General features: G+C 56.6%; 19 protein-coding genes. 5 read left to right on the forward strand and 14 right to left on the reverse strand.

What is annotated here, in order from left to right; all coding sequences use genetic code 11:
• Nucleotides 1–76: 76 nt before the first annotated feature.
• From ACR0D9_RS03535 to ACR0D9_RS03565, 7 genes are all read right to left on the reverse strand, one after another.
• Nucleotides 77–1513, reverse strand: coding sequence for a Do family serine endopeptidase (locus tag ACR0D9_RS03535; RefSeq protein ID WP_480537696.1), 1437 nt, complete (start codon nt 1511–1513; stop codon nt 77–79).
• Nucleotides 1514–2262: 749 nt separating this feature from the next.
• Nucleotides 2263–2862: a nucleotidyltransferase family protein gene (locus ACR0D9_RS03540; protein WP_480537698.1), complete on the reverse strand. Its 600-nt coding sequence runs from the start codon at nt 2860–2862 to the stop codon at nt 2263–2265.
• A gap of 31 nt (nt 2863–2893) precedes the next feature.
• Entirely contained in the window at nt 2894–5311 is a 2418-nt protein-coding gene (locus ACR0D9_RS03545) for a GcvT family protein (protein WP_480537700.1), read from the reverse strand.
• Nucleotides 5312–5407: 96 nt separating this feature from the next.
• Nucleotides 5408–6715 (reverse strand): HlyC/CorC family transporter, encoded by a 1308-nt coding sequence (locus ACR0D9_RS03550; RefSeq protein ID WP_480481235.1) that lies wholly within the window; start codon nt 6713–6715, stop codon nt 5408–5410.
• Between the two features lie 63 nt (nt 6716–6778).
• Nucleotides 6779–7735 (reverse strand): site-specific tyrosine recombinase XerD, encoded by a 957-nt coding sequence (locus ACR0D9_RS03555; protein ID WP_480481233.1) that lies wholly within the window; start codon nt 7733–7735, stop codon nt 6779–6781.
• Between the two features lie 2 nt (nt 7736–7737).
• Nucleotides 7738–9258: a hypothetical protein gene (locus tag ACR0D9_RS03560; protein ID WP_480481231.1), complete on the reverse strand. Its 1521-nt coding sequence runs from the start codon at nt 9256–9258 to the stop codon at nt 7738–7740.
• Entirely contained in the window at nt 9248–9397 is a 150-nt protein-coding gene (locus ACR0D9_RS03565; RefSeq protein WP_209504123.1) for a hypothetical protein, read from the reverse strand. The genes ACR0D9_RS03560 and ACR0D9_RS03565 overlap by 11 nt, the downstream gene beginning before the upstream one ends.
• Nucleotides 9398–9476: 79 nt before the next feature.
• Here ACR0D9_RS03565 and ACR0D9_RS03570 point away from each other — a divergent pair, with 79 nt between their 5' ends.
• On the forward strand, nt 9477–10064 hold the full coding sequence (locus ACR0D9_RS03570; RefSeq protein ID WP_480537702.1) for a shikimate kinase: 588 nt from the start codon (nt 9477–9479) through the stop codon (nt 10062–10064).
• Complete coding sequence (gene aroB, locus ACR0D9_RS03575) at nt 10064–11176, forward strand: 3-dehydroquinate synthase (protein WP_480537704.1); 1113 nt, start codon at nt 10064–10066, stop codon at nt 11174–11176. Before ACR0D9_RS03570 ends, aroB begins: the two co-directional genes overlap by 1 nt.
• Nucleotides 11177–11185: 9 nt before the next feature.
• On the opposite strand, the gene ACR0D9_RS03580 is transcribed toward aroB, so the two are convergent.
• Nucleotides 11186–12256: a site-2 protease family protein gene (locus ACR0D9_RS03580; RefSeq protein WP_480537706.1), complete on the reverse strand. Its 1071-nt coding sequence runs from the start codon at nt 12254–12256 to the stop codon at nt 11186–11188.
• Between the two features lie 18 nt (nt 12257–12274).
• On the reverse strand, nt 12275–12763 hold the full coding sequence (gene ssb, locus ACR0D9_RS03585; RefSeq protein WP_209504119.1) for a single-stranded DNA-binding protein: 489 nt from the start codon (nt 12761–12763) through the stop codon (nt 12275–12277).
• Between the two features lie 201 nt (nt 12764–12964).
• Between ssb and ACR0D9_RS03590 the strand changes: the two genes are divergently transcribed.
• The 3 genes from ACR0D9_RS03590 to ACR0D9_RS03600 all read left to right on the forward strand — a co-directional run bounded on the left by ACR0D9_RS03590 (nt 12965) and on the right by ACR0D9_RS03600 (nt 15719).
• A complete protein-coding gene (locus ACR0D9_RS03590) occupies nt 12965–13543 on the forward strand; it encodes a lytic transglycosylase domain-containing protein (RefSeq protein WP_480481225.1) in 579 nt (192 codons plus the stop codon).
• 96 nt (nt 13544–13639) lie between these two features.
• Complete coding sequence (locus ACR0D9_RS03595) at nt 13640–14602, forward strand: LuxR C-terminal-related transcriptional regulator (RefSeq protein ID WP_267363905.1); 963 nt, start codon at nt 13640–13642, stop codon at nt 14600–14602.
• A gap of 130 nt (nt 14603–14732) precedes the next feature.
• On the forward strand, nt 14733–15719 hold the full coding sequence (locus ACR0D9_RS03600; protein ID WP_480537707.1) for an MBL fold metallo-hydrolase: 987 nt from the start codon (nt 14733–14735) through the stop codon (nt 15717–15719).
• Between the two features lie 111 nt (nt 15720–15830).
• On the opposite strand, the gene ACR0D9_RS03605 is transcribed toward ACR0D9_RS03600, so the two are convergent.
• The 5 genes from ACR0D9_RS03605 to miaA form a co-directional block, all read right to left on the reverse strand.
• Complete coding sequence (locus ACR0D9_RS03605; RefSeq protein ID WP_267363907.1) at nt 15831–17918, reverse strand: ABC transporter ATP-binding protein; 2088 nt, start codon at nt 17916–17918, stop codon at nt 15831–15833.
• A 95-nt stretch (nt 17919–18013) separates the two neighbouring features.
• Nucleotides 18014–19477, reverse strand: a complete 1464-nt coding sequence (locus ACR0D9_RS03610; protein WP_480481219.1) for an ABC transporter permease — start codon at nt 19475–19477, stop codon at nt 18014–18016.
• Nucleotides 19478–19490: 13 nt separating this feature from the next.
• Entirely contained in the window at nt 19491–20537 is a 1047-nt protein-coding gene (locus ACR0D9_RS03615) for an ABC transporter permease (protein ID WP_209504113.1), read from the reverse strand.
• 123 nt (nt 20538–20660) lie between these two features.
• Nucleotides 20661–22331 carry an ABC transporter substrate-binding protein gene (locus tag ACR0D9_RS03620; protein WP_480537709.1) on the reverse strand — a complete coding sequence of 557 codons (1671 nt, stop codon included), beginning with the start codon at nt 22329–22331 and terminating at the stop codon, nt 20661–20663.
• A 353-nt stretch (nt 22332–22684) separates the two neighbouring features.
• Nucleotides 22685–23578 carry a tRNA (adenosine(37)-N6)-dimethylallyltransferase MiaA gene (gene miaA / locus ACR0D9_RS03625; RefSeq protein WP_480537711.1) on the reverse strand — a complete coding sequence of 298 codons (894 nt, stop codon included), beginning with the start codon at nt 23576–23578 and terminating at the stop codon, nt 22685–22687.
• Between the last annotated feature and the right edge of the window lie 11 nt (nt 23579–23589).

Here is a 23589-nt window from a genome sequence, read left to right on the forward strand (position 1 = left end):
GACAGCGGACAACTCAGGTCCGTCGGGTGAGGCGCGCGCCGGTTCTCCCCATCAAGCGGCGCGCGCATGGTATTGATCAGACCAGTTCGACGGCAACGAAGATCTGGCTGCCAGCCCGGTTGATCAGCACCAGTGCCGGGTCTGTTTTTTCGCTGTCCAGTGCCGCCTTCAGCGCTTCGGGTGTGAACGTGTCCTGATTGCCCAGTTTGACGATCACGTCACCGCGTTGCAGACCCGCCCGAGCCGCAGGGCTGTCCGGTTGCAGGTCTGTGACGACGACACCTTCGACGGCTTTGGCGATACCTGTCTCGGCTCGCATCGTTTCGGTCAGCGGGGCCACGGTGACACCAAGCGACGTGCCCGCCGCTTCGGATTCGACAGGGGTATCGGACTGAGCCGACGCTGCCTGATGCTGGCCAACGGTCAAAGTGACCGTTTCCTGTTTGCCATCGCGCAGAATGGTCAGATTACTTGCGGTGCCGACCTTGGTTGTGCCCACCAGAATGGGCAAGTCACCACTGGAGTCTACGGCTTCGCCGTTGAAGGACAGGATAACATCGCCTTGCTCCAGAACGCCATCTGCAGGGCTGTCGGCGACAACATCTGCCACCAGTGCACCCGAGGAGGCATCAATTCCCAGTGCCGCCGCAAGCTGCGGGCTGATATTCTGGATAGATACACCCAGCCATCCACGGCTGACCTGCCCGTCGTCCTGCAGATCGGCCGCAATATGCTCAACGATGTTCGAGGTTACGGCAAATCCCAGCCCGACAGATCCGCCACTGGGGGAATATATGGCCGAGTTTACACCAATCACGTCGCCGTCCATGTTGAAAAGCGGGCCACCAGAGTTGCCCTTGTTGATGGCGGCGTCCGTTTGAATGAACTCGGCATAAGGCCCGTCCGAGATATTGCGACCTTTAGCCGACACAATGCCGGTAGTGACCGTCGAGCTCAAACCAAACGGGTTGCCGATCGCTACGACATCTTCGCCTACGCGGATTGCATCGCTGTCACCCAGTTCGACAGCTTGCAGACCCGGGCCTGCATCGATCTTCAAGACTGCGATGTCTGTCAGCGGGTCGGTGCCAACTACCTCGGCCTCAAATGTCCGGTCATCACTTAGGCGAACGATTACAGTCGCGGCATTGTCCACCACATGGTGATTGGTGACGATATAACCGGCTTCATCCAGTACAAACCCTGACCCGAGCCCTTGTGCCGGCCCGCGTTGAGGCATGTTGAACCCTTCAGGCCCACCAAAGCGCTTGAAGAATTCCCCAAACGGATGACCGTCGAAATCAAAATTCTGCCCCTGTGCGGGGCTTGGGGCGGCCTTTTGTTCGGCAATGATGGTTACAACCGACGGGGAAACGGTTTCGACAAGATCGGCAAGCGCCTCATCCGCCATCGAAGGTAAAGCGGTTGTGGCCAGCATGGCTGCGCCCAATGCGCTGACCCCCATCCAGTTGGATGTGCGGGGAAGTAAAAGCGAAGATTTTCGGATGCTCATTTCTGTCTCCTGGTTTGATCACGCAATTTCCGTTGCGCGTTGAGACATGAGATGCACTGGCAGGATTGGGGTTTCCTGACTGATCAATTAATAAATCTTAATTTTGCCACAAAGCGGGTGTTTTGTGGCGAAGGACGTTGATCAGGATTCGCTTATTTAACCGGGTAGGTCGAAGGCGAATCGGAGGATTGTTGCCAAAACAGACGTCAAACTTTCAAAAAAGTTGAACTTTCATTGTTTTGTTGACAATGCTTTCACTGAACAGTGGGGAAAAATGCTGCTCTTCCAATGGTTGTGGGCGAGTCCGGGAGTCATCGGACTTGACGCTGTAACTTTGCTGACAGGCAGCTGAATGGGTGCATAAGTTTGCGCTTAATCCCGAATCGTTGAAATGCGCACCGGACTTGGATCGCCTATAGGTTGAACAAGCCCTGGGGCTATGTTGCCTAAAAGCCAAATCGAGGTGCGCGAAATTAACCTATTCTTCCAATTTTACGTTGTTTCTAAGGATCGGATAAGTGAGGATGAAATTGCCCAAGTGAGGGGAAGCCAAAAGCGCTAGGGGGCGCTGGCGGCTAACTCAGTTACCGGAAGTTTTAGCGGCGTGTTAACGAGGGGGTCTTGTTTAGGTTTAGCTGCTAGGGAACCAGAGTGTCTTAAAGACCTATTGGTCAAACTTTTGGAATTGTAGAAAGTGGTAGTCCTGTATTGGGCACCGGCCCGGTCGATATCGACCGGGCCGTGTTTATTCAAGAAGTACACTTTTTGCGCCAGGCGTCCCAATCTTCCGGTGTATCCAGATCTAAAACCGCGTTTTGACCGGGCAGGGGTTGCAGGAATACGCCGCACTGTTGCGAGCGAACCACCGCCTGCGCGCCGTGATCACCGTGTAATGCCGAAAGCTGAGTGAAAAGCGTCCGATCGAAGATCACCGGGTGCCCGGGCTTTCCATCTGCGGTTGTTCCGCGCCAGATTACATTGTCGGGATGCAATTGGCGTGCTTTCACGATCGTTCTCAGATCGGTCTGGGTCAGGTCAGGTAAATCGGCCAGCAATACCATGACTGCGGGTGCATCTGCAGGAAGGTATTCGATGGCGGTGCGCAAACTGGCGTTCATTCCCTCTGCCGCGTCCGGAACCGGAACGGTCTGAACATCCAGTCCCGCAAGTGCATCATATCTTGGGTGTGGACGCGGTGGCAGGGCGACAAGGACAGGCGCCACACCACGCGCAAGGATCGCCGTACGGGTCAGCAGTGGAATGCCGTCGATTTGCTGCAAAAGCTTGTCCAACCCGCCCATACGACTGGATTGACCGGCGGCAAGCAGGATGATTGGGATTTCGGTCACTGAGCCACACTGCCGTCAGTCATGTGTGCTGTCATCCCCTCATGCGTGTGCCATCTGGGTCAAACAAAGGTGTCGAGATAACCTTCGCTTTGCGCATCTGCCCCAGAATCTCGATTTCAACCTCCAGACCATCTTCTATACGCCCGGACGGCAGAAAACCCATGGCGACGGATTTTTGCGCAAAATGAGAGTAGCCGCCCGAGGTACAGAACCCAACAACCGCGCCATCCAACCAGATCGGTTCATAGGCGTTGACGTCTGCATCGTCCGTATCAACCTCGAAGGCTGCCAACTGGCGGGTGGTTCCATTGGCCCGCTCTAATTCCGCTGTATCGTGGCCGATGAAACGGGTGTTTTTGCTGAAAGCAATGAACCGGTCCAACCCCGTTTCTGCGGCGGTGTAATCTGGCGAATATTCCCGCATCCAAGAGCCAAAGAACTTGTCCAGCCGCAGGCTCATCATTGCGCGCATTCCGAACGGAACAATGCCGTGGGGTTGTCCAGCCTCCCACAGCGTCCACCAAAGCTGACGCTGCGCTAAGGGGTCGCAATAGATTTCGTAACCAAGATCACCCGTATAGCTGACACGCTGAACGATACAGTCGGTCATGCCGACAGTCATCCGGCGCACGTTCAGGAAGTTGAAATCGGCCAAGTCGTCTCGGGTGCAGGCTGCCAGAACCTGCGTTGCCTTCGGGCCGGCAATCTGGAAGCCGTTCAACCGGTCGCTGACGTTTTCAATCCTCACGCCGTCCTGAGCGTTTTGCTGGAACCACCGCATGTGGAAGGCCTGACTGCCATAAGACGCCGTAAGCTGGAAGTCGGTGTCAGTCAGGCAGGAAACGGTGAAATCACCGATTAGCTTGCCCTTGTGCGACAGCATCGGGGTCAAAGACAGCCGACCGGGTTTCGGAATGCGGCCAGCCATGATCCGGTCCAGCCAGTTCCGAGCATCGGGTCCGGTGATGCGGTATTTGCCGAAATTGTGGACTTCGTTGATACCCACAGCTTCACGCACCGCCCGCACTTCGCGCCTTGTCGCCGTGAACGCGTTCGAGCGGCGGAAGGATGGCGTTTCAAACCCCGGCTCATCTTCCTGAGCAAAATAGTTTGGGACCTCAAGGCCGTATTGCTGCCCCCAGACCGCGCCCAGCTCGCTGAAGATGTCATACATTGGTGTTGTGCGGTTGGGGCGCGCGGCAGGCAGTTCTTCGTTCGGATAGGCGACGCTGAAGCGTTTCTGATAATTCTCGATGACTTTGGGGCGGGTGTAACCTGGGCTGATCCAGTCTCCGAAGCGGGCAACATCCATGGCAAACACATCGCGCTCGGGCTCGCCTTCGATCATCCACTGCGCCAGCGTCAGGCCAACGCCGCCACCCTGACTGAACCCGGCCATGACACCGCAGGCCGACCAGTAGTTGCGCATTCCGGGTACAGGGCCGACCAGCGGGTTGCCATCAGGGGCAAAGGTAAACGGCCCATGGATCACCGATTTTATCCCAGCCTCAGCCAGCACAGGAAAGCGGCGATACGCGAATTCGATACTGTCGGTGATCTTTTCATAATCATCGGGCAGCAACTCGTGCCCGAAATCCCAAGGGGTGCCGTCTACTGCCCAGGGCTTGCAGGGCTGTTCGTAGAACCCGATGCACAGGCCACGCCCTTCCTGCCTTAAATAGCTTTCACCTGCCGGATCCATGACGTGCGGATGCTCGCCACCCGCATCGATAATTGCTTCGATCTGTGGGATCGCGTCGGTGACAAGATATTGATGCTCCATCGGGTGCAGGGGAAAATAGACACCGGCCATGGCGCCAACTTCACGTGCCCAAAGCCCGCCTGCATTAACAATGTGTTCGGCATGGATTGTGCCCTTGTCGGTGACGACATCCCAGCTTCCATCGGGGCGCTGGTTGGTTTCACGCACCATACAATGGGTTTCAATTGTGGCACCGCCCATTCGCGCGGCCTTGGCATAGGCATGGGTGGTGCCTGAGGGGTCCAAATGTCCATCCAGCGGATCGTAAAGAGCGCCGATAATTCCGTCGATATTTGTAATGGGCGCGATCTTTTTGATTTCTTCCGGGCCGACGATTTCTGTTTCAAGCCCCATGAACCGATGCTTGGCGCGTTCCGCCAGCAGCATATCAAACCGGTCCTGATTGTCGGCAAGTGTCACACCGCCCACGTGGTGCAGGCCACAGGACATGCCGGTGATCTGTTCCAGTTCTTTATACAGCCTGATCGTGTATCCCTGTAGCGCCGCCATGTTGGTGTCGCCGTTGAGGGTGTGAAACCCGCCTGCCGCATGCCAGGTCGATCCGCTGGTCAGTTCGGACCGTTCCAGCAACATGACGTCCGACCACCCGAGCTTGGTCAGGTGATAAAGAACCGAACATCCGACCACACCGCCACCAATGACGACCACCTGGCATGTGTTTTTCATCCGCTCCTCCTTTTCTGGTAGGACGGTGCAGATCAATGGCAAAGCATTCTGTCAAACGAGCGACAGAGCGCGTCGTTTTTGTCTAGCGTCCAAACCCTATAAGGGCCGCACTTTCAGGGCTGTGATACGATTGCCTTCGCGTGCTGTAACCTCGAACCGGAAGCCATGGAACGAGAACACTTGCCCAACAACCGGGATCATCTGGGCTTCGTGGATGACCAGACCAGCAAGAGTGTTGGCTTCTTCATCCGGTAGCGACCAGTCCAGCGCACGATTGACATCGCGAATGGTCATAGCACCTTCGACAAGGAATTGGCCATCATCCGTCCGCACGACCGGCACCTCTTCGGCGATATCGAACTCATCGGCGATTTCGCCCACGATTTCTTCCAGAATATCCTCAAGCGTGATCAGTCCACGCAATGAGCCGTATTCGTCCACCACCAGCGCAAAGTGACCGTGCATTCGCAGAAACTCGCGCATCTGGTCATCCAGAGTTGTGGTCTCCGGAACGAAATAGGGGGCATTTGCGACCTTGCCGATGTCGAAGCTGGCCAGCCGGTCGGTGCCGCCATCGCTGCTGCCAGCCTGTGCATACATCGCGCGGAACAAGTCCTTGGCGTGAACAACGCCAACTATGTTCTCCTGCTCGTCCCTGAAAACAGGCAGACGAGTGTGAGGGCTTTCAAGGCATTGCCTTAGGATAGCTTCGGGTGGGGCGTTCGCATCGATCATTTCGATGTTGGAACGGTGGAGCATGATCTCTTCCACCGTGCGGTCGCCCAGATCCAGTGCGCCGAGGATGCGGTCGCGATCTTCTTTTTCGACAACCCCTTCCGAATGGCCCAGTTGCAGGGCGCCTGCGATTTCTTCGCGCACGGCCAGAATGTTGCTGTCAGGATCGATCTGAACTCCGAACAGGCGCAATACGCCACGCACTAACAAACGTACGGCCGCGACAACAGGCGAAAACACTGTCACGACCACGCTAATGATCGGCGCAACGGCCGCAGCGGCCTTTTCGGAATTGGTGATGGCGTATGTCTTGGGCAGCACTTCGGCAAAGATCAACACCAGAAAGGTCATGACCAGCGTTGCCAATGCCACGCCGCTTTCACCGAAAAGACGTGTGAACAACGCCGTCGCCAGTGACGCGGCCAGAATGTTGACGAGGTTGTTGCCCAGCAGAACCGACCCGATCAGACGTTCGTTGTCGTCGGTTATTTCCAGCGCCTTTTTAGCCCCGCGCGATCCCTTGTCGGCCTGAACGCGTAGTTTCCCCCTTGACGAGGCGGTCAGCGCCGTTTCCGAGCCCGAGAAAAATCCGGACAGGATAAGCAGGAACAGGATAGCGCCGGTCGTAACCCAGAATGCGCCGTCGAACATAGAAGGTGAGGGTTCCATTGGTCCTTGATAGATTTGTGTACTGCATCCGTTATGGGGACGTCGCCCCGCTGAATCAAGGTCTTAGCCCTTGTCCTCATTGCGGTCCTTGCTCAGCGGGTGATGTTGCAACACCAGTTCCGCCAGACGTTCATCCAGAACATGCGTATAGATTTCGGTCGTCGCCACGTCTGCATGGCCCAATAACGTCTGGATCGATCTCAGATCAGCGCCGTTGGCCAGCAGATGCGTGGCGAATGCATGGCGCAGCGTGTGTGGTGTGACTTTTTCAGAAGAAACACCACCCCGTACAGCCAGCTCTTTCACCAGCAAAAAGAACCTGTGCCGTGTCAGATGACCGGACTTTCCGCGTGATGGGAACAGAAAGCGCGAGCGCTGAGCGCCTTTTTCCGCGGCCAAGTCCTCGGCCTCGTCCCGCGCGGTCAGCCACGCGGCCAAAGCATCCCGGGCCGGGGGCGACAGGGGGACCATTCGCTCTTTACCCCCTTTCCCCAGCACCAGCAGCATCCGGGGATCGCCACGGGCCGAAGAGACGGGCAGGGAGACAAGCTCAGTCACCCGCATTCCTGTGGCGTACAAAACTTCCATCAGGCAGGTGTTTCTTAGCCTGTCAGCTTCGGTTCGCCCGGTTTGTCTGGCGGCCTCCAGCAAACGGTCAACTTCGAGCACATCCAGCGTCTTGGGCAACCGTTTCTGCCGGCCGGGACCTTTGATCTGAATGGCAGGATTGGTCGCGCGCCAGCCTTCCTCAAAGGCAAACCGGTACAGCTGTTTTATAGCAGACAAACGCCGCGCGCGGGTCGAACGTGACAAGCCCTGTGCATCGCAGTCGATCAGGTAGGCTTCGATCAGGTCGCGATCTGCCTGATCAAATCCGGATTTCTTGCGGTCCAGCCATTCGGTAAAATCTTTCAGGTCGCGCCCATAGGCCAGCAGCGTATTGGTCGCAGCGCCAAGCTCTGCCGCCTGCGCCTGCAAGAACGTTGAAATCCACAGTGCATCTGACGCCGGAGAGCCCATGATCAACGCTCTTGCAGGATCAAAAGGGACAGGGCCGCACGTCGCGCGGTGTCCTCCAGCCCAACGCGCCGGAATGTTGCAATTGCCGCTGTCATATCCACCAGATTGCCCCGCGCGCCATGTGCAAACAATTGCATGGCTTCAATAATGGCTTCGCCCAATTGACCGTTGGCCAGCAACGCATCAATGTCGCCTGGCACAGGCGCTGCCCATTCAAACCCCTGAGCGACGGCATCAGCCAAAGGGGACGGGGACACCGCGCGCCCGGGGTCGCCTTGTGCCAAAGCGGCAAGAAACTGGGTGTCGTTGGATGTGTCAGGTGTTGACAAGGCGGCCTGTTCGTAAAGCCCGGACAGCATCAGAATACGCCAGCGCAGGCTTTCGGTGGTGGCAACCGGCAATGTGACAGACGACAAGCGCTCGGCGAACAGTTCGGCAAACGGAACCTCAAGCCCGACACCGCGCATCTGTTGCCAGACCGGTTGCAAAGTCTTTCCGATCGCTTCCGCGTTCCCGGTGTCTAACGCGCTTTCAAAACGCTGAACGGCGGCCACCCGATCCCAGACAGCACCTGAGGCTGCCGGATCACGCTCGGTATAAAGGCCCAGCAGCTGATTGGGGGTTAATGCGCCAATACGGGTAAGCCGTTCCGCTGCTTCGATCTGTGCCTTCCAACCCGCGACATCGCGCAGATCCGCATTGGCAAACGCCCGCGGCAGCGGAGCGGAAGGAAGCCGTTCGCCAATTGCCTCAAACAAACGGAACGTCAGGGGATCAGGGTTTTCCGGCTGCGGCAGGTAAGCTGCGCCTTCATACAGTTCCGGGCTGAGGAAACGGTCCAGAACCGCCAGATCCTCTGGTGGAAGGATTTCAAGCGCATGCGCTGCCTCAAGTGTCAGCGCGGCTGAAACCCAATCCCCGCGGCGGGCCTTGCAGAAGATCTGAGCCGCATAGTCCCGCGAAAGATGCGGTTCAGCAATAAGGGCGGTACAGCTACGATCCTCATCCCCGGTCAAGAGCGTCGCATCGAACCAGCGCTTGAAACGGTCCTGCGTGTCAGTGGGCCCGGCCAATTGAACAAGCGACTGCGCCGGATCAGCAGCGCCCAGTTGCATCAATCGGTCCAGCCGTGCAAGCAAAAGGATTTCTTCGGCCAGAGGCCCTGACGGCGCGCGGGTTTCAGACAAGAGCAGCGTGAACAACAATCGCTGCATGGCCGGGTTGTCACGCACGTGGACGTCGGCGATCAGTTCGGCCAGGCGATCCGCATCGCTGCCCTGCCAAAGGTCGACGGGCAGACCGGTGACAGAGGACGAAACAAGGCCCAGCGGCTGCGACAGTGCCTCAAGCGAAGTCACCTCAATTTCCGGCAATGCGCCATCTTGCGTAACCGGTGGTTCCAGCAGAACGGTTCCCGGCAGGTTTTCCGGCGGGTCTGTCAGCCATTCGATGGCGGATAAAGGTTCCTGCGCATGTGCCGACCCGGCCAGTGTGATTGCCAAAAGCAGTTGCTTAGTTGACATCCAGTGCAACCGGCTCGCGAATTTCACTTTGAGGCGCAGAGAAATCCGCACCAAAGAATGGACCGACATAGGCATAGGCGACCAGCCCGATGAATGCCAGGCACAGAACATATATCAGGAATTTGATCAGACGGCTCATGGCGTCACGCTGCCTCAATTTTTGATTTTGACCAAGTTATAACTGGCATTTTTCCCAAGATCACGTCATTCACGGTGAAATGAGCGAAATTAAGCATAACACGCATTCAGCGGACGCGCAGACCCGATTTGATCTGCACAAAACCGTGGTTCTGGTGGGCATGATGGGGGCCGGTAAGACGGCCGTGGGCCGCGCTTTGGCCGCGCGTCTGGGTGTTCCCTTTCTGGATAGTGATGCTGAAATCGAATCAGCCGCCAACATGACCATCCCCGAAATCTTTGAGCGGGACGGGGAGCCGTTTTTTCGCACCAAGGAAACACAGGTCATCAGCCGCCTGCTGGACGAAAAAAAAGGCATCCTTTCAACGGGTGGCGGGGCGTTTCTTCAGCCTGACAACCGGCGTTTGATCACCTTGCGTGGGGCGTCTGTCTGGTTGCGGGCAGACCTGAAAGTTTTGTGGAGCCGAGTTCGCCACAAGGACACGCGCCCGCTGCTTCGTACCGCTGATCCTTTTGCGACTTTGAAAGCCCTCTACGAGGCGCGTGTTCCGGTTTACGCCGAGGCGGATCTGATCGTGGATTCAGATGGCGAAACGTCGATCGAGAATATGGTGGACCGCGTTGTCGACGCCTTGTTGGCGCGCCCTGATGTTTTGGAAGTCAGATAATGCATCAAACAGTACATGTGGAACTGGGTGACCGGTCGTATGACGTTGAGATCGGTCCGGATCTTCTGGCGCGCGCGGGTGATTGGATTGCACCGCTATTGGCGCGCCCCAAGGTGGCCGTCCTGACAGATGAGAACGTTGCTGACCTACATCTGGACGCGCTGTGTGCGGGTCTGAAAGTCGCCGGGGTCGAAATGTCCGCGCTGGCCTTGCCCGCCGGCGAAGCGACCAAAAGCTGGCCTCATTTCGAACGCGCGGTTGAGTGGCTGTTGGCAGAAAAGGTTGAACGCAGGGACGTTGTTGTGGCCCTTGGTGGCGGGGTAATTGGTGATCTTGCTGGCTTTGCCTCGGCCGTCCTGCGCCGAGGCGTTCGGTTCGTGCAAATCCCCACGTCTTTGCTGGCGCAAGTAGACAGCTCCGTCGGGGGGAAAACAGGGATCAACGCCCCTCAGGGGAAGAACCTGATCGGCGCTTTTCATCAGCCATCGCTGGTTCTGGCAGATACATCTGTGTTGCAGACCATGACCCAGAGGGACTTTCTTTCAGGGTATGGCGAGGTGGTGAAATACGGCTTGCTTGGGGATGCGGAATTCTTTGAGTGGCTTGAGGTGAACGGGCAAAGCGTCTCCTCGGGCGACATGGCCGCACGTGTGCGTGCGGTAACCCGCTCGGTTCAGATGAAAGCCGATATCGTGGCCCGGGATGAAACCGAACAAGGTGACCGCGCCCTGCTGAATCTGGGGCACACCTTCTGCCATGCCTTGGAGGCCGCCACAGGTTATTCCGACCGTCTTTTGCATGGCGAGGGCGTGGCCATCGGCTGTGCACTTGCGTTCGAGCTTTCGTCCCGCCTTGGCCTGTGTTCGCAAGAAGACCCAAGCCGGGTTCGCGCGCATCTGCGGGCGATGGGCATGAAAACGGACCTGGCTGATATTCCCGGTGACTTGCCAAGTGCCGAGGCGCTGGTGGATCTGATGGGGCAGGACAAAAAGGTCGTGGACGGCCAGCTGCGGTTTATCCTGGCCCGCGGAATTGGTCAGGCTTTTGTGACCTCGGATGTGCCGAAGGATACGGTATTGTCGGTTCTGTCGGACGCGCTGGCCCCGGTGTGACGCAGGGGATTAACGGCCCTGAATAACCATCAGCTCGCCAATGTTTTCGCGGGTTATGTAACCAATCATGTGACCGCCATGGGTCAGAACTGCAATGGCTGGCGCCCCATTGTGCAGGTGTTCCAGCACGTCCTCAAGGCCGGTTGTCAGCAAGACTGCGGGAACGTTGGCATCCATGATCGAGGTCGCGGGCGCAGTTCTGGGCTGGTCGCTTGCCAGGGCAGTGAACAGGCGATCGCGTGTCACAAAACCCAGCAAAGTATGATTTGAGTCCAGTACCGGAAACTCGTGCTGAGTGGTGTGAATGACGGCTTGTGCCGCTGTGCTCAGCGTATCACTGGGAGAAAGTGCGTGAAACTCAGTGATCATCGCGTCACGGGCCAGAACACGACGAACCGCAGATCGCAAAGCGACTTCCTGGCTTTCTGCATTGGCTGCAAAGAACACAAATACGGCGATCAATACCAGAATTGGATTGCCGGAGCTCAGCCCTAGAAATCCAAACCCGATGGCGACAACCTGGCCACCAACGGCTGCAATTCGGGTGGCTTTGACACGATTCATGCGTAAACACAGAAGGGCGCGAAAGACGCGGCCTCCGTCCATTGGGAATGCCGGGATCAAGTTGAAGATGGCCAAAAGCAGATTGATATAGGCCAGCTTGTCCACAATCCTCACATTTGGTGACTCCAATTGCGCGAGGGTCTCAAGCGGCATCCCTGCGCCAAGCACGGCAAGGCCAATGAAGATAGCGATATTCACTGCCGGGCCCGCAAGCGCCACCAGAACCTCTTGCATCGGTTTTTCCGGCATTCTCTCAAGCCGGGCCAGGCCGCCGATGGGCAGAAGGGTGATGTCGGGGGTTTTGATGCCATAGCGCCGCGCCATAAGGGCGTGACCGAACTCATGCGCGACAACGCAGGCAAACAGCGCCAGAACAAAGAGAAGGTTCTCTATCGCGGCTGGCATTCCACCGGCTGAGAAAGCGGCAAAACCGACCCAAGCGAGCAGCAGAAAAAAGGTGACATGGACCCTCAGTTCGGACCCGAGCAATCGGCCGAGAGAGAAGGACCATGTCATGTTGTTTCTCCGTTTTACTTAGAACGGAATCTCGTCGTCGTCGATTCCGCCCGATGCGGGCGCCGGAGAGCTGGATGGACCGCCATAGGGGTCACCGTAACCGCCACCGGCCTGGCCGCCACCATAACCGCCGCCGCTGCCGCCACCGCCTTCACTACGACCGTCCAACAGGGTCAGTTCCCCGCGATAGGGGCGCAAGACAACCTCGGTCGTATAACGATCCTGACCGGACTGATCCTGCCATTTGCGGGTTTCCAGCTGGCCTTCGATATAAACCTTGCTGCCCTTGCGCAGATATTGCTCGGCGATGCGGGCCAGCGGTTCCGAGAAGATGGCAACCGAATGCCACTCTGTCCGTTCACGACGTTCACCCGTGTTGCGGTCTTTCCAGTTTTCCGAGGTGGCAATGCGCAGGTTGCACACTTTGCCACCGTTCTGGAACGACCGGACTTCGGGGTCGCGGCCAAGATTTCCCACCAGAATGACCTTGTTGACTGAACCCGCCATGTAAATCCTCGTTCTGTTCTGCGTAAATGCGCCGAATCTGGCGCAATGAGTTTCGTGAGACCCTATACGGCCTGCATCATGGTTGAAAACAGTTGATACAACACTGTCGAACAAGAGTCTTACTGTACTATTTACCAAGCTTTCATTTTTTGCGGGAATACCTATACTCCCACTGGTTTTGATCGAGCAGGATAAGCAAAGATGCGTTCTTGGGTTGCTGGGTTTTCCGTTGCCTGCCTTGTATTGGCCGTTGCGCCGGTGCAGGCACAAACATTGTCCAGCAAAAGCCGCAAGGATATTTTCCTGAAACAGGCGAAGGTTCTGGATTCTCGTGCGGCAACCCAGTACCGCGACTCGGCCCGGCTGAAACCCAAAACAACGCGCGATCAGGTCAGCAAACGATATTCAGGAAAATATCGCGGAGAGTATCTGGAAATCGCGCGGCGTGTTGCCCGCCTTCACAACATCCCTGAAGATCTGTTCTTGCGTCTCGTGCAGCAGGAAAGTGGATGGAACCCTCAGGCGAAGTCACATAAAGGTGCGTTGGGATTGGCGCAACTTATGCCACAAACGGCTGAGCTTTTGGGCGTAAACCCGCATGATCCCAAGCAGAACCTCGAAGGCGGTGCTAGATATCTGTCCTGGCAGTACCGCAAGTTCAAATCGTGGCCTTTAGCGCTGGCGGCCTATAACGCGGGGCCTGATGCGGTTGAAAAGCATGGTGGTATCCCGCCGTACAAGGAAACCCAGAACTACGTAAAGATTATCTGGGGCGGCTGAAACCGATGCTGCGCCGCAGAGTGTCGTATTCTTGATTCAGTGTAACGCCTCCAACTAACCTGACAGGGTATCGCCCAATAACTGGTGAGGCCCCTTATGCCTGCTGATCACCCGCAGATTCCCAAAGAAACGCTGGCAAACTGGCAGCAACTTGTTGATCTGGTCGCAGAACTGGCCGACGTGCCCGCAAGCCTGATCATGAAAACCGACGCGCCGGATCATGCGGTTTTGATCACATCCGATCACCCCGAGAATCCATATCCGGTCGGTCTGAGTTTCCAGTTGAACCCCAAGCTATATTGCCAGGGTGTTCTGGAGCGTGACGGAGAATTGGTGGTCGAGGACGCCAAATGTGATCCGGTTTGGGCGGACAACGACGACCTGGAACACGGAATGACCTTTTACATCGGCTTACCGCTGAAATGGCCCGATGGCTCGGTGTTTGGCACAATCTGTGTTCTGGACCGTAAACAGAACCGGCGGGCCTTGTTGTTCCGAGAGGGGCTGGCGCAGTTCGCGCGCATGGTCGAGTCGGATTTGGCTTTGTTGCAAGAGGTTTATCTGAGACGCGCGTTGGAGGAGAAACTGAACGAAACACTTGCCCAGCTTGAAACGCGTGTTTCGGATCGAACCCGAGAGTTGCAGGAGACGAACACAGCGTTGCGCGTATTGCTCTCAAGTCTCGACGATGACCGCAAGAACCGGGATCACGAAATCGTCGAGCAGGTTCGAAGCAGAGTTTTGCCGTATCTTGAAAAGGTTCGGGCGCAGCTTTCCGGCGACGAGGCGCAATTTGTCTATCTTGAGCTGGCCGAAAAGAACCTGAACGAGATCACATCTTCGCTGTCTGACAAGTTGACGGATGCCTTCGCGGCAATGACCCCGACCGAAATGGAAATTGCACAGATGGTCATGTTTGGGAAAACCACAAAGGACATTGCCAAGGCCCTGTCCCGAGAGACGTCGACAATCGATTTTCACCGCAACAACATTCGTCGAAAACTAGGACTTGAGGGACGGGATCAAAACCTGCGCAGTCATTTGCTCTCGATTTCGTGAATGCCGAATATGGGGATTGCCCCCATATTTCACCCCCATTTTTTCGGTCTGAGCCGATGTGCTTTGGCTTGTTACCCTCTGGGTTGAGGTGCGGAAAAACGGCGCACGTCCAACAGAGAGGTACAAAGATATGGATCGCAAGGATCTGAAACCGACCATCCTGAAAGGGGACAGGGATCATCTGGCACCGGGGCTGTCTCGGCGGTCATTTTTCATGGCGGCAGGTGCTGCCGGTGTTGGCGCGACAGCTTCAGTGCTGGGGGCAAAACCGGCCGAGGCGCAATCGCAAGCCTGGTTGCAGCCAGGAAACAATAACCACGTGATCGACCTGCAGGGATCGACGGGTCAGGCCAGTGCCGGAGTTGTCGGTATCGACTATTATGGCCATTGCGCCATAAAGATCACCTCGCCCAACGGCGCAACGGTCCTGTTCGACCCCTGGCGTGATGACCCGTCGGGCGCGTGGGGGCTTTGGTTCCGCAATGAATTCCCCCAGATCCCGGTGGACATTACCTTGTCGACACATGCGCATTTCGATCACGACGCGATCGAACGACCAAGCTCGACCATGGTGCTGGACAGGATGGTGGGCAATTTCGAGTTCGCCGATATCAAGATCACCGGTTTTGCAGATAAACATGCCTGCGTGGCGCCGGGGTGGTACAACTGGACCAATGCACTGGCCGAGTTTGGGGTCGAAGCCTGCCCACCGAACAATGTGGGTCATATGGATATGGTGGTCTATCTGGTGGAAACAGGCGGCATTCGTACGCTGATCTGGGGTGATAATCGCCACAATCCGCCTCAGGAGTTTTGGGACGCCGTCGGACAGGTCGATGTTCTGACCCTTCCGGTAGACGGGTCGCAACATATCCTGAGTTTCGATCAGGGTAATGACATCGTGGCCAAGCTAAAGCCCAAGATCATTATCCCAACTCATTACCTGAACGAAGTCACGTCTTATACGCTGACCACGCTGCAATCAGCAGACGAGTGGGTAAAGGGACAGCAAAGCTATCAGATGCTTGACAGTGCCAGCCTGAAACTGGAGGCCGGAGAGATTGCTGGTATGAACCAGGAGTTCATGCATTTCGGCAACAATGTCATGACCGGCTGAGAGTCTTACAGGGAACCACCACTCACAGGCGCCGCCAGTTTCCTCGTGAAACGCGGCGCTCACAGAAAGGGCCGGTCAACGACCGGCCCTTTCCAGTGAAGATCCGCAAACCTACTCGGCCGCGACTTTGATCACGGGTTGCATCCGTGCCAGCACCTCTTCGGACAAGTGGCACTTCACCTGATGACCCTCGGCCAATGTCTGCACCGGTGGCACATGTGACTCGCAGCGGCCGTCAGGCACTTCGGATTTCCAGCGACACCGTGTCTGGAACGGGCATCCCGGTGGCGGGTTCATGGCTGAAGGAATATCACCTTCCAGTACGATGTGCTGCTTTTCGACCGATGTATCGGCGATGGGAACAGCACTCAGAAGCGCTTCGGTATAAGGGTGGTAGGGGGGGGCAAAAACCTGATCAGTTGTGCCCAGCTCGACCACGTGGCCCAGATACATCACCATCACTCGGTCGCTGAGGTATCGCACGATGGAAAGGTCATGGCTGATGAACAGCAACGTGGTTTTGTGCTCGCGCTGAATTTCCATCAGCAGGTCGGTCACCGCAGCTTGCACCGAAACGTCCAGTGCCGATACGGGCTCGTCGGCTACCACAATGCGCGCATCGCCGGCAAAGGCGCGCGCGATACCTACGCGCTGCTTCTGGCCACCCGACAGCTGACGCGGCATTCTGTCGGCAAAGGCGCGCGGCAGTTTTACCAGATCCAGCAGCTCCAGCATCCGCTTCTTGCGCTCGGCCTCGGAATTGCCAACACCGAAGATTTCCAATGCCCGGATGATCTGGCGCCCAACGGTCATCGACGGGTTCAGCGTGTCGAACGGGTTCTGAAACACCATCTGAACTTCACCAACGGTCTTTGCGTCGCGCTCTTCTATGGGCACCTGTTCGATATTGCGGTTGTCCAGAAGAATCTGCCCGTCCGTGGCCGTCTCAAGACCCATGAGAACTTTGGCAAAGGTGGACTTGCCGCAACCGGATTCGCCCACAATGGCCAATGTCTCGGATTCATGCGCCTCGAAACTGAGCGTTTCGTTTGCCTTCACAACCTTCTTTTCGCCACCGCCGAACAGGGCATTTGCTGCAACCTCATAGTATTTCTTGAGGTTGTCCATCTTCAGAACGACCCTGCCGATCTCACCTTTCTCTTTCTGTTCACCCACCGTGATTGGTGCGTTCCAGTCAATCTCTTTGAATTTAAGGCAACGGGTATGGTGCCGGTCATTTCCGGGCACCGCCTCCATCAGGATGTCCTTGGCGTCACAGCGACCTTCTTCGAAATAGTCGCAGCGCGGACCGAAGTTACAACCAGGGGGCCGCTCATGGGGTAGGGGAAAGTTCCCCGGTATAGCCACCAGCGGACGCGAATTCTTGTCGGCCCCCGGCAGCGGGATCGACCGGAACAGGGCCTGCGTGTAAGGATGCTGCATCTCGTCAAACACATCCTTGATCGAGCCGCGCTCGACCGCCTCACCCGAATACATCACGCAAAGCCGGTCACAGGTTTCCAGAACCAGCCCGAGGTTGTGCGAAATGAACAGCATCGAGGTGCCGTATTTCTTGCCCAGATCCTTCACCAGCTCGACCACGGCAGCCTCAACCGTCACGTCAAGTGCCGTTGTTGGTTCGTCAAGGATCAGCAGCGCCGGTTTCGACATCAAGGCCATCGCGATCACGATGCGCTGCTGTTGACCGCCTGACAGCTGGTGCGGGAACGAGTTGAGCATTCGCTCGGGGTCCGGCAAGCGCACATCGGTGACAACTTCCAGCGCGCGCGAATACGCTTCTTCCGCGCTGACGCCCTCGTGAATCATGGGCACTTCCATCAGCTGCTTACCGATCTTCATTGCCGGGTTCAGTGAGGCCATCGGCTCCTGATAGATCATCGCGATCTCATTGCCGCGTATGTCGCGCAATTCGTCTGAACTCATTTCCGCCAGATCACGACCCTTGAACTTGATCGTACCACCAACGATGCGACCGTTTTTGCCAAGGTCCTGCATGACACCCAGCGCCACCGTGGATTTGCCGCAACCGGATTCACCGACCAGACCAACAGCTTCACCGGGTTGCACACTGACAGAGAAATCCATCACGGCCGGAATTTCCCGCAGGCGGGTAAAGAAGGAAATCGACAGCTTGTCGATCTCAAGGATCGGGCCGTCATAATCCGCCATCTTGCTCATCTTGTATCTCCTCGCCAGATCGAGGGGATCCTCTTCATCTGGCTAAAAATATCTCGGGGGGTCCGGGGGGGCTGGCCCCCCGGCGCGCTTTCACATCAGTCTTTCAGGCTTTCTTCGCGCAACCCGTCGGCCAGCAGGTTCAGACCCAGAACCAGCGTCAACAAGGCCAGCGCGGGTGGCAGAGCAGGGTGCAGGTAGATCGACAAAAGCTTGCGCCCCTCGTTGATCGTCGACCCCCAGTCCGGGCTTTCGGGCGGCAGACCCAGACCAAAGAAACCTAAGGTTCCCAGAAGAATGGTGGTATAGCCAATGCGCAAACAGAAATCGACGATCAGCGGGCCACGCGCGTTGGGTAGGATTTCCCACAGCATGATGTACCACGGACCCTCGCCACGGGTTTGTGCTGCCGCTACGTAGTCACGGGTTTTGATGTCCAGCGCCAATCCGCGCACGATGCGGAACACGGTGGGCGAATTCACAAAGACCACCGAGACGAAGACCACCAGAATACCACCTGGGATATCGAACAGATCCAGATAGGTCGGCAGACCCCAGATACGATAGGCGTCGGTATTGATGATGTAGCCGCCGGTCGAAATCAGAGACAGGTAGAACCAACCCGCTACTCCCAAAACTCCGATCAGCAGCGGTGTTCGGAAGTTTGGTCTGGTATAGTAGCGTGAGTTCAGCAGCACGCCGAGGAATATGATCGGGAATACGAACAAGACGGCCGCCATATAGTTCGGTACACCGGTCGCAACGATCTCGGGCGTGACCAGCAGATAGAACAGCAGGATCACCGGGAAGGCCAGGATCAGGTTCGCAAGGAACGACAGCAAAGTATCCAGCCGACCACCATAATAGCCTGCCGGCAGACCCAGCGTGATGCCAACCATGAAGGCAAACATCGTGGCAAGCGGGGCGATCTGAACAACAATCCATGCCCCTTTGACCATGCGGCTGAACACATCGCGGGCCAGATTGTCGCCACCCAGCAGATACCAGGCGTATTGACCGTCCTCCAGATTGGACAGTGGCGTACCTGGCACTTTGTTCTTCATGCCCGAAACCTGCGACAGCGGGTCATGCGTGACGATCAAATCCATCGCGCCGAATACCCCGGTGAAAACCCAGAACATCACAAGGCCAAAGCCAATCATGCCGATGGGACTGTCAAACAGTTTGCCGTAGAGGCCAAGCTTGCGTTTGAAAGCGATCGACATGGCATAAAGGATGATCAACGACACCCAGACGGGCAAAAACTGCTGGGACATGGCGCCAATAATCCCGGCGCTGGTGCCCATTAGTACGCCCAGTACGATATAGGCGAGTGCGATTCCGACACTGGCCAAGAAACTGTAGCGCAGTGCAAGTTGTATCAGTGTTCGCAGGCCCGAGCTTGAGCTTAACGTACCGTCCGGGTTCACCGTCATCTGGTCTTCGGGCAGCACGATGCTGGCCAGCATCCAGACGGCAATTGACAAGAGCATTAGCGCAAGGCCAAGGGCAAAAAGCGGGTTCAGGAAGGCGATAGAGCCGGTCCAGGTAAGTGGTTCCATGATCTAACCCTCCTTAAGAAATGCGGATGCGCGGGTTGAGGTAGACATAGCCGATATCCGAAATCAGCTGGGTCACCAGCACCACAAAGACCGACACGACCGAAATCGCCAGCAACAGCTGAATGTCGTTATTGCCCGCGGCCTGAACCAGCGCCCAGCCGAAGCCCTTGTAGTTGAACAGGGTCTCGACGATCACTACACCATTCAGCAGCCAGGGGAACTGCAGCATGATGACGGTGAACGGTGCGATCAGCGCGTTACGCAACGCATGCTTCATGACGATATTCGGGAACGAAACACCCTTCAGGCGCGCGGTGCGGATATATTGCGCCGTCATCACTTCGGTCATCGAGGCGCGGGTCATCCGTGCAATATAGCCCATCCCATAAAGCGCAATGGTCAGGACCGGCAGGAAGAAGTTTTCAAAGGTCGGGTTCTCCATCGCTTGCGTGGCCGTACCCTTGAACCACTTCAATCCAACTGCAGAAGAGGTGAAGATGGCGATAAAGATCACGCCCGAGACGTATTCCGGTGTCGCCGTCGTTGTGATGGCGAAGGTCGACAGCGTCCTGTCAGTGGCAGATCCTTCTTTCATTCCTGCCAAAACACCAAGGATCAACGCAGACGGAACCATCAGCAGCATGACCCAGAGCATCAGACGGCCAGTCAGAGCCAATCTGTTGCCAACAACGGTCGAAACCTCTTCTTTGAAGACAGTCGAATAGCCCCAATACCCTTGCAGGATTCCGCAAAAATTCGGAGATTCTTCGGCGGTTTTGCCCGGCAGGATGCATCTTCCCTGAACGGTTCCGTCTTCATTCGTGTACCGATAAGATGGTAGGACACCCAGCCATTCGCCGTATTTTATCGGAGTGGATTGGAGGTAACCATTTTTGCTCAGGTAGCTCTCAACCTGTTCATCCGACATCCGAAAGTTGCCCTGCGTTTTCGCCAGCTTCTCGAGATTCGGATAGAGGTTGGTCAAGAAGAAAACCAGGAATGTCAGACACAATGCCGTCAACAGCATGATGCCAACGCGCCTTAGAATGAAAAGTCCCATATTTGCCCCTGTGGGTCGGCTAGCGCGGGTTTCATGGAACGCCACGCTTAGCTGTTATTATTTGTTCGTCGCATTCAGGACGAAGAGGCCGCGCCAGGGTGGCGCGGCCTTTTGCGTTTTGGCTCAGGACGTAAAGCCGAACTTATAAAGCTGCGGCAGGTCTGCGATATGCTTTTCGACACCCACCAAATTGTCGCGGTGATGGCGCATCGCTGTCCGCCAATAAGGCTGGATCGTGACACCTTCGTCGATCATGATCCCCTGCAGTTTGGCCATCACTTCACGACGTTTGTCGACATCTGCGATCGAGTTCGCCTCGGCCAGCAACGCATCAAACTCTGCATTGGCAAAACCGGATTCGTTCCACGCGACTCCCGATTTATAGGCCAGTGCCAGAACCTGAGTGCCCAATGGGCGGTGGTTCCAGTTCGTCGACGAGAAGGCGTATTTCGTCCAGTCGTTCCAGAAGGTCGACCCCGGCAGAACTGTATGCTTGGCCTTGATGCCCGCGTCGTTCAGCTGCGCTACAACCGCGGCCGTGGTGTTACGGCGCCAGTCATCGTCGATTGATTGCACTTCGTGCTCAAAATCACCCATACCCGCTTCGTCCATCAGGGCTTTCGCCCCGGCAGGATCATACGGGATACGAGTCACGGCCGAGTCATGTTCAGGGTGCATCGGCCCGACGTGGCAGTTGTCTGCTGGAATGCCGTAGCCTGACATGCCCAGCTCCAGGCACACTTCGTTGTCCACCGCCATGGCCAAAGCCTGACGAACGCGCTTGTCGCCGTAGATCTTGTTGCCGTTTTCGTCTTCGGCCAACTGGTTCGGGCGGATAACGATGGTGAAGCCCGACGGGATTTCCGAGCGCACAAGCCCAATTCCGTCGAAGATGTCGACGAATTCGCCAACAGATTCCCAGTTCATGTCGATCTCTTCGGCCTCATAAGCCGCAAGGAATGCAGCCGGGTCAGTGCCGTAGTCGATGAACTCGATGCGGTCGATATAGCCGCCTTTTCCGGCCTCATATCCCCACCAGTCGAAGCCTTCGTTGCGCACCAGCACGCCTTTAACGCCAACTTCGTGGCTGTCAGGCAGCATGAAACCTGTGCCGACCGGGTTTGAAAGCATGTCGTTCGCATCGAAGCTGCTATGAACGATTGCGGCGGGATAGTCCGCCATGCCCGGGATGATCGTGATGTCAGGCGCGTTGCACTTCAGTTTGACAGTATGGGAGTCGACAACGGTGATTGCGCCGTCCGCAGCTTTCTGAGTGCTTTCGTCGATAAGCGACGCCATACGCGATGCCATCGAGTTGCCTTCCAGACCAGCGTCACACCACCCTTCGATGTTGCGGGCCACGTCTTCGGCTGTGAAGTCATCGCCATTGTTCCACTTTACGCCCTTGCGAACGTTCAATGTGTATTCGGTGGCGTCGGCGTTGGCTTCCCAGCTTTCCAGCAGCATTGGCTTGAACGAGCCGTCGTTGTTGTATTCAACTAGGTACTCCAGCCAGCCTGCTGTGAAAGTGGCAATTTGCGTCCAGTCATAGGTTCGCGGATCTTTGAGCGCGCGCACTTCCATCTGGTAGCGGATGGTACCACCGCGCTGCGGCTCTTGTGCCGCCGCAGGCGATTGCAGACCGATCAAACCATAGGCCGTCGGTACAGCGACACCCAGCGCCGTCGCGCGGACCAGAAATTCCCGGCGGCTAAGCTTGCCGTCACGGTATTCCTGCGCGTGCATCTCGGCCGCCCAGTGCACCTTGTCGTTGGTGATTGCCGTATTGGTCATAAATGTCTCCCTGTGACATTGATTTTGTTGATTTGTTCTTGTTCTAAGCGACGCGGGCTTGTCCGGTCGAAAGAAAGAAGGATTCCGGTTTTTGGACTCTGTGCATCCCCATGCCGCCATTCGGCACCAGAAATCACTCAACGTCAACGTTCGGAATCGACATAAAATGCACAAAAACGACGTTACCGCATTGTTGATATTTCGATAGGGATATACCTATATGACACACCGCAGGGGGAGCCTCTTGCGGAATTTCGATGTCAAATTACTGATAAAAGACGAGAAACTTCTTCTTTATCTGTTGATCAAATTGCTTTCGCTATCAAATCCAGCGGAATGAACAACACCAGATATCACTTTGAGAAATCGACGTGATTCCATGTTTTCATTCTTGCCCGAAACCACGTGCGTTGACGTTTGGCAAATTGCCGGGTCGAGATTGTGGCCCGTTCACGGGCCTGATCCAAAGTCAGTGTTCCATCCAGATAGGCCATAAGCTCTGGCACACCAATGGCTTTGCAGGCGGGAAGAGCGGGGTCGAAACGATCCCGCATGGCGCGTACTTCGTCGATTGCGCCCAGCTCCAGCATCTGATCAAAACGGCGTTCAATCCGATCCAGAAGCCACGTTTTGTCGACGTCAAAAACGATAGGAACCGCATCATCCAGCCGTAAAATTGGCGGTGGCGTATCGGCCTGCCAAGATAACAGGCTGCGACCAGTGGCGCGCTGCACTTCCCAAGCGCGCTGCACGCGCGCGCGGTTCTGCATATCCAGGCCAGACAGTGTCTGTTCGTCGACCCCGGCGACCAGCTCGGCAACGGTCAGCAAGTCTGCTTCGGCCCGCACCTGCGCTGGGGTCGCAGGAATTTCGGCCATGCCTTCGGTCAGGGCCGAGAAATACAATCCTGTCCCGCCGACAATGATTGGCCGCTGGCCCCCGGTTAGCAGTGGCACCACTTCTCGCAGCCAGTGACCGGCAGAATAGTCCTGATCATAGGCGATGTGACCATAGAGCAGATGCGGCACGCGTGTTTCTTCTTCGACAGATGGTCGGGCCGAGATCACTCGCCAGCAGTCATAGACCTGACTTGCGTCTGCATTGACGACGACCCCGCCATGCCGTTCGGCGATCTCCAGCGCCAGTGCTGATTTCCCGGATGCCGTCGGCCCTGCAATCAGGACAGGTTTGTCGTCGGGAATAGGGGGTAATTGCTGAAATATCGCGTCTGTTGATCGCCGGGTCATATGCGGTTGCC

This window comes from Ruegeria sp. AK11, assembly GCF_056541095.1.

Coding starts and splice junctions, on each gene's coding strand:
- ACR0D9_RS03600 (WP_480537707.1), top strand. CDS start 14,733: ATGGATCGCAAGGATCTGAAACCGACCATCCTGAAAGGGGACAGGGAT.
- ACR0D9_RS03605 (WP_267363907.1), bottom strand. CDS start 17,918: ATGAGCAAGATGGCGGATTATGACGGCCCGATCCTTGAGATCGACAAG.
- ACR0D9_RS03590 (WP_480481225.1), top strand. CDS start 12,965: ATGCGTTCTTGGGTTGCTGGGTTTTCCGTTGCCTGCCTTGTATTGGCC.
- ACR0D9_RS03565 (WP_209504123.1), bottom strand. CDS start 9,397: ATGAGCCGTCTGATCAAATTCCTGATATATGTTCTGTGCCTGGCATTC.
- miaA (WP_480537711.1), bottom strand. CDS start 23,578: ATGACCCGGCGATCAACAGACGCGATATTTCAGCAATTACCCCCTATT.
- ACR0D9_RS03610 (WP_480481219.1), bottom strand. CDS start 19,477: ATGGAACCACTTACCTGGACCGGCTCTATCGCCTTCCTGAACCCGCTT.
- ACR0D9_RS03560 (WP_480481231.1), bottom strand. CDS start 9,258: ATGTCAACTAAGCAACTGCTTTTGGCAATCACACTGGCCGGGTCGGCA.
- ACR0D9_RS03620 (WP_480537709.1), bottom strand. CDS start 22,331: ATGACCAATACGGCAATCACCAACGACAAGGTGCACTGGGCGGCCGAG.
- ssb (WP_209504119.1), bottom strand. CDS start 12,763: ATGGCGGGTTCAGTCAACAAGGTCATTCTGGTGGGAAATCTTGGCCGC.
- ACR0D9_RS03550 (WP_480481235.1), bottom strand. CDS start 6,715: ATGGAACCCTCACCTTCTATGTTCGACGGCGCATTCTGGGTTACGACC.
- ACR0D9_RS03615 (WP_209504113.1), bottom strand. CDS start 20,537: ATGGGACTTTTCATTCTAAGGCGCGTTGGCATCATGCTGTTGACGGCA.
- ACR0D9_RS03545 (WP_480537700.1), bottom strand. CDS start 5,311: ATGAAAAACACATGCCAGGTGGTCGTCATTGGTGGCGGTGTGGTCGGA.
- ACR0D9_RS03570 (WP_480537702.1), top strand. CDS start 9,477: ATGAGCGAAATTAAGCATAACACGCATTCAGCGGACGCGCAGACCCGA.
- ACR0D9_RS03580 (WP_480537706.1), bottom strand. CDS start 12,256: ATGACATGGTCCTTCTCTCTCGGCCGATTGCTCGGGTCCGAACTGAGG.
- aroB (WP_480537704.1), top strand. CDS start 10,064: ATGCATCAAACAGTACATGTGGAACTGGGTGACCGGTCGTATGACGTT.
- ACR0D9_RS03535 (WP_480537696.1), bottom strand. CDS start 1,513: ATGAGCATCCGAAAATCTTCGCTTTTACTTCCCCGCACATCCAACTGG.
- ACR0D9_RS03595 (WP_267363905.1), top strand. CDS start 13,640: ATGCCTGCTGATCACCCGCAGATTCCCAAAGAAACGCTGGCAAACTGG.
- ACR0D9_RS03555 (WP_480481233.1), bottom strand. CDS start 7,735: ATGGGCTCTCCGGCGTCAGATGCACTGTGGATTTCAACGTTCTTGCAG.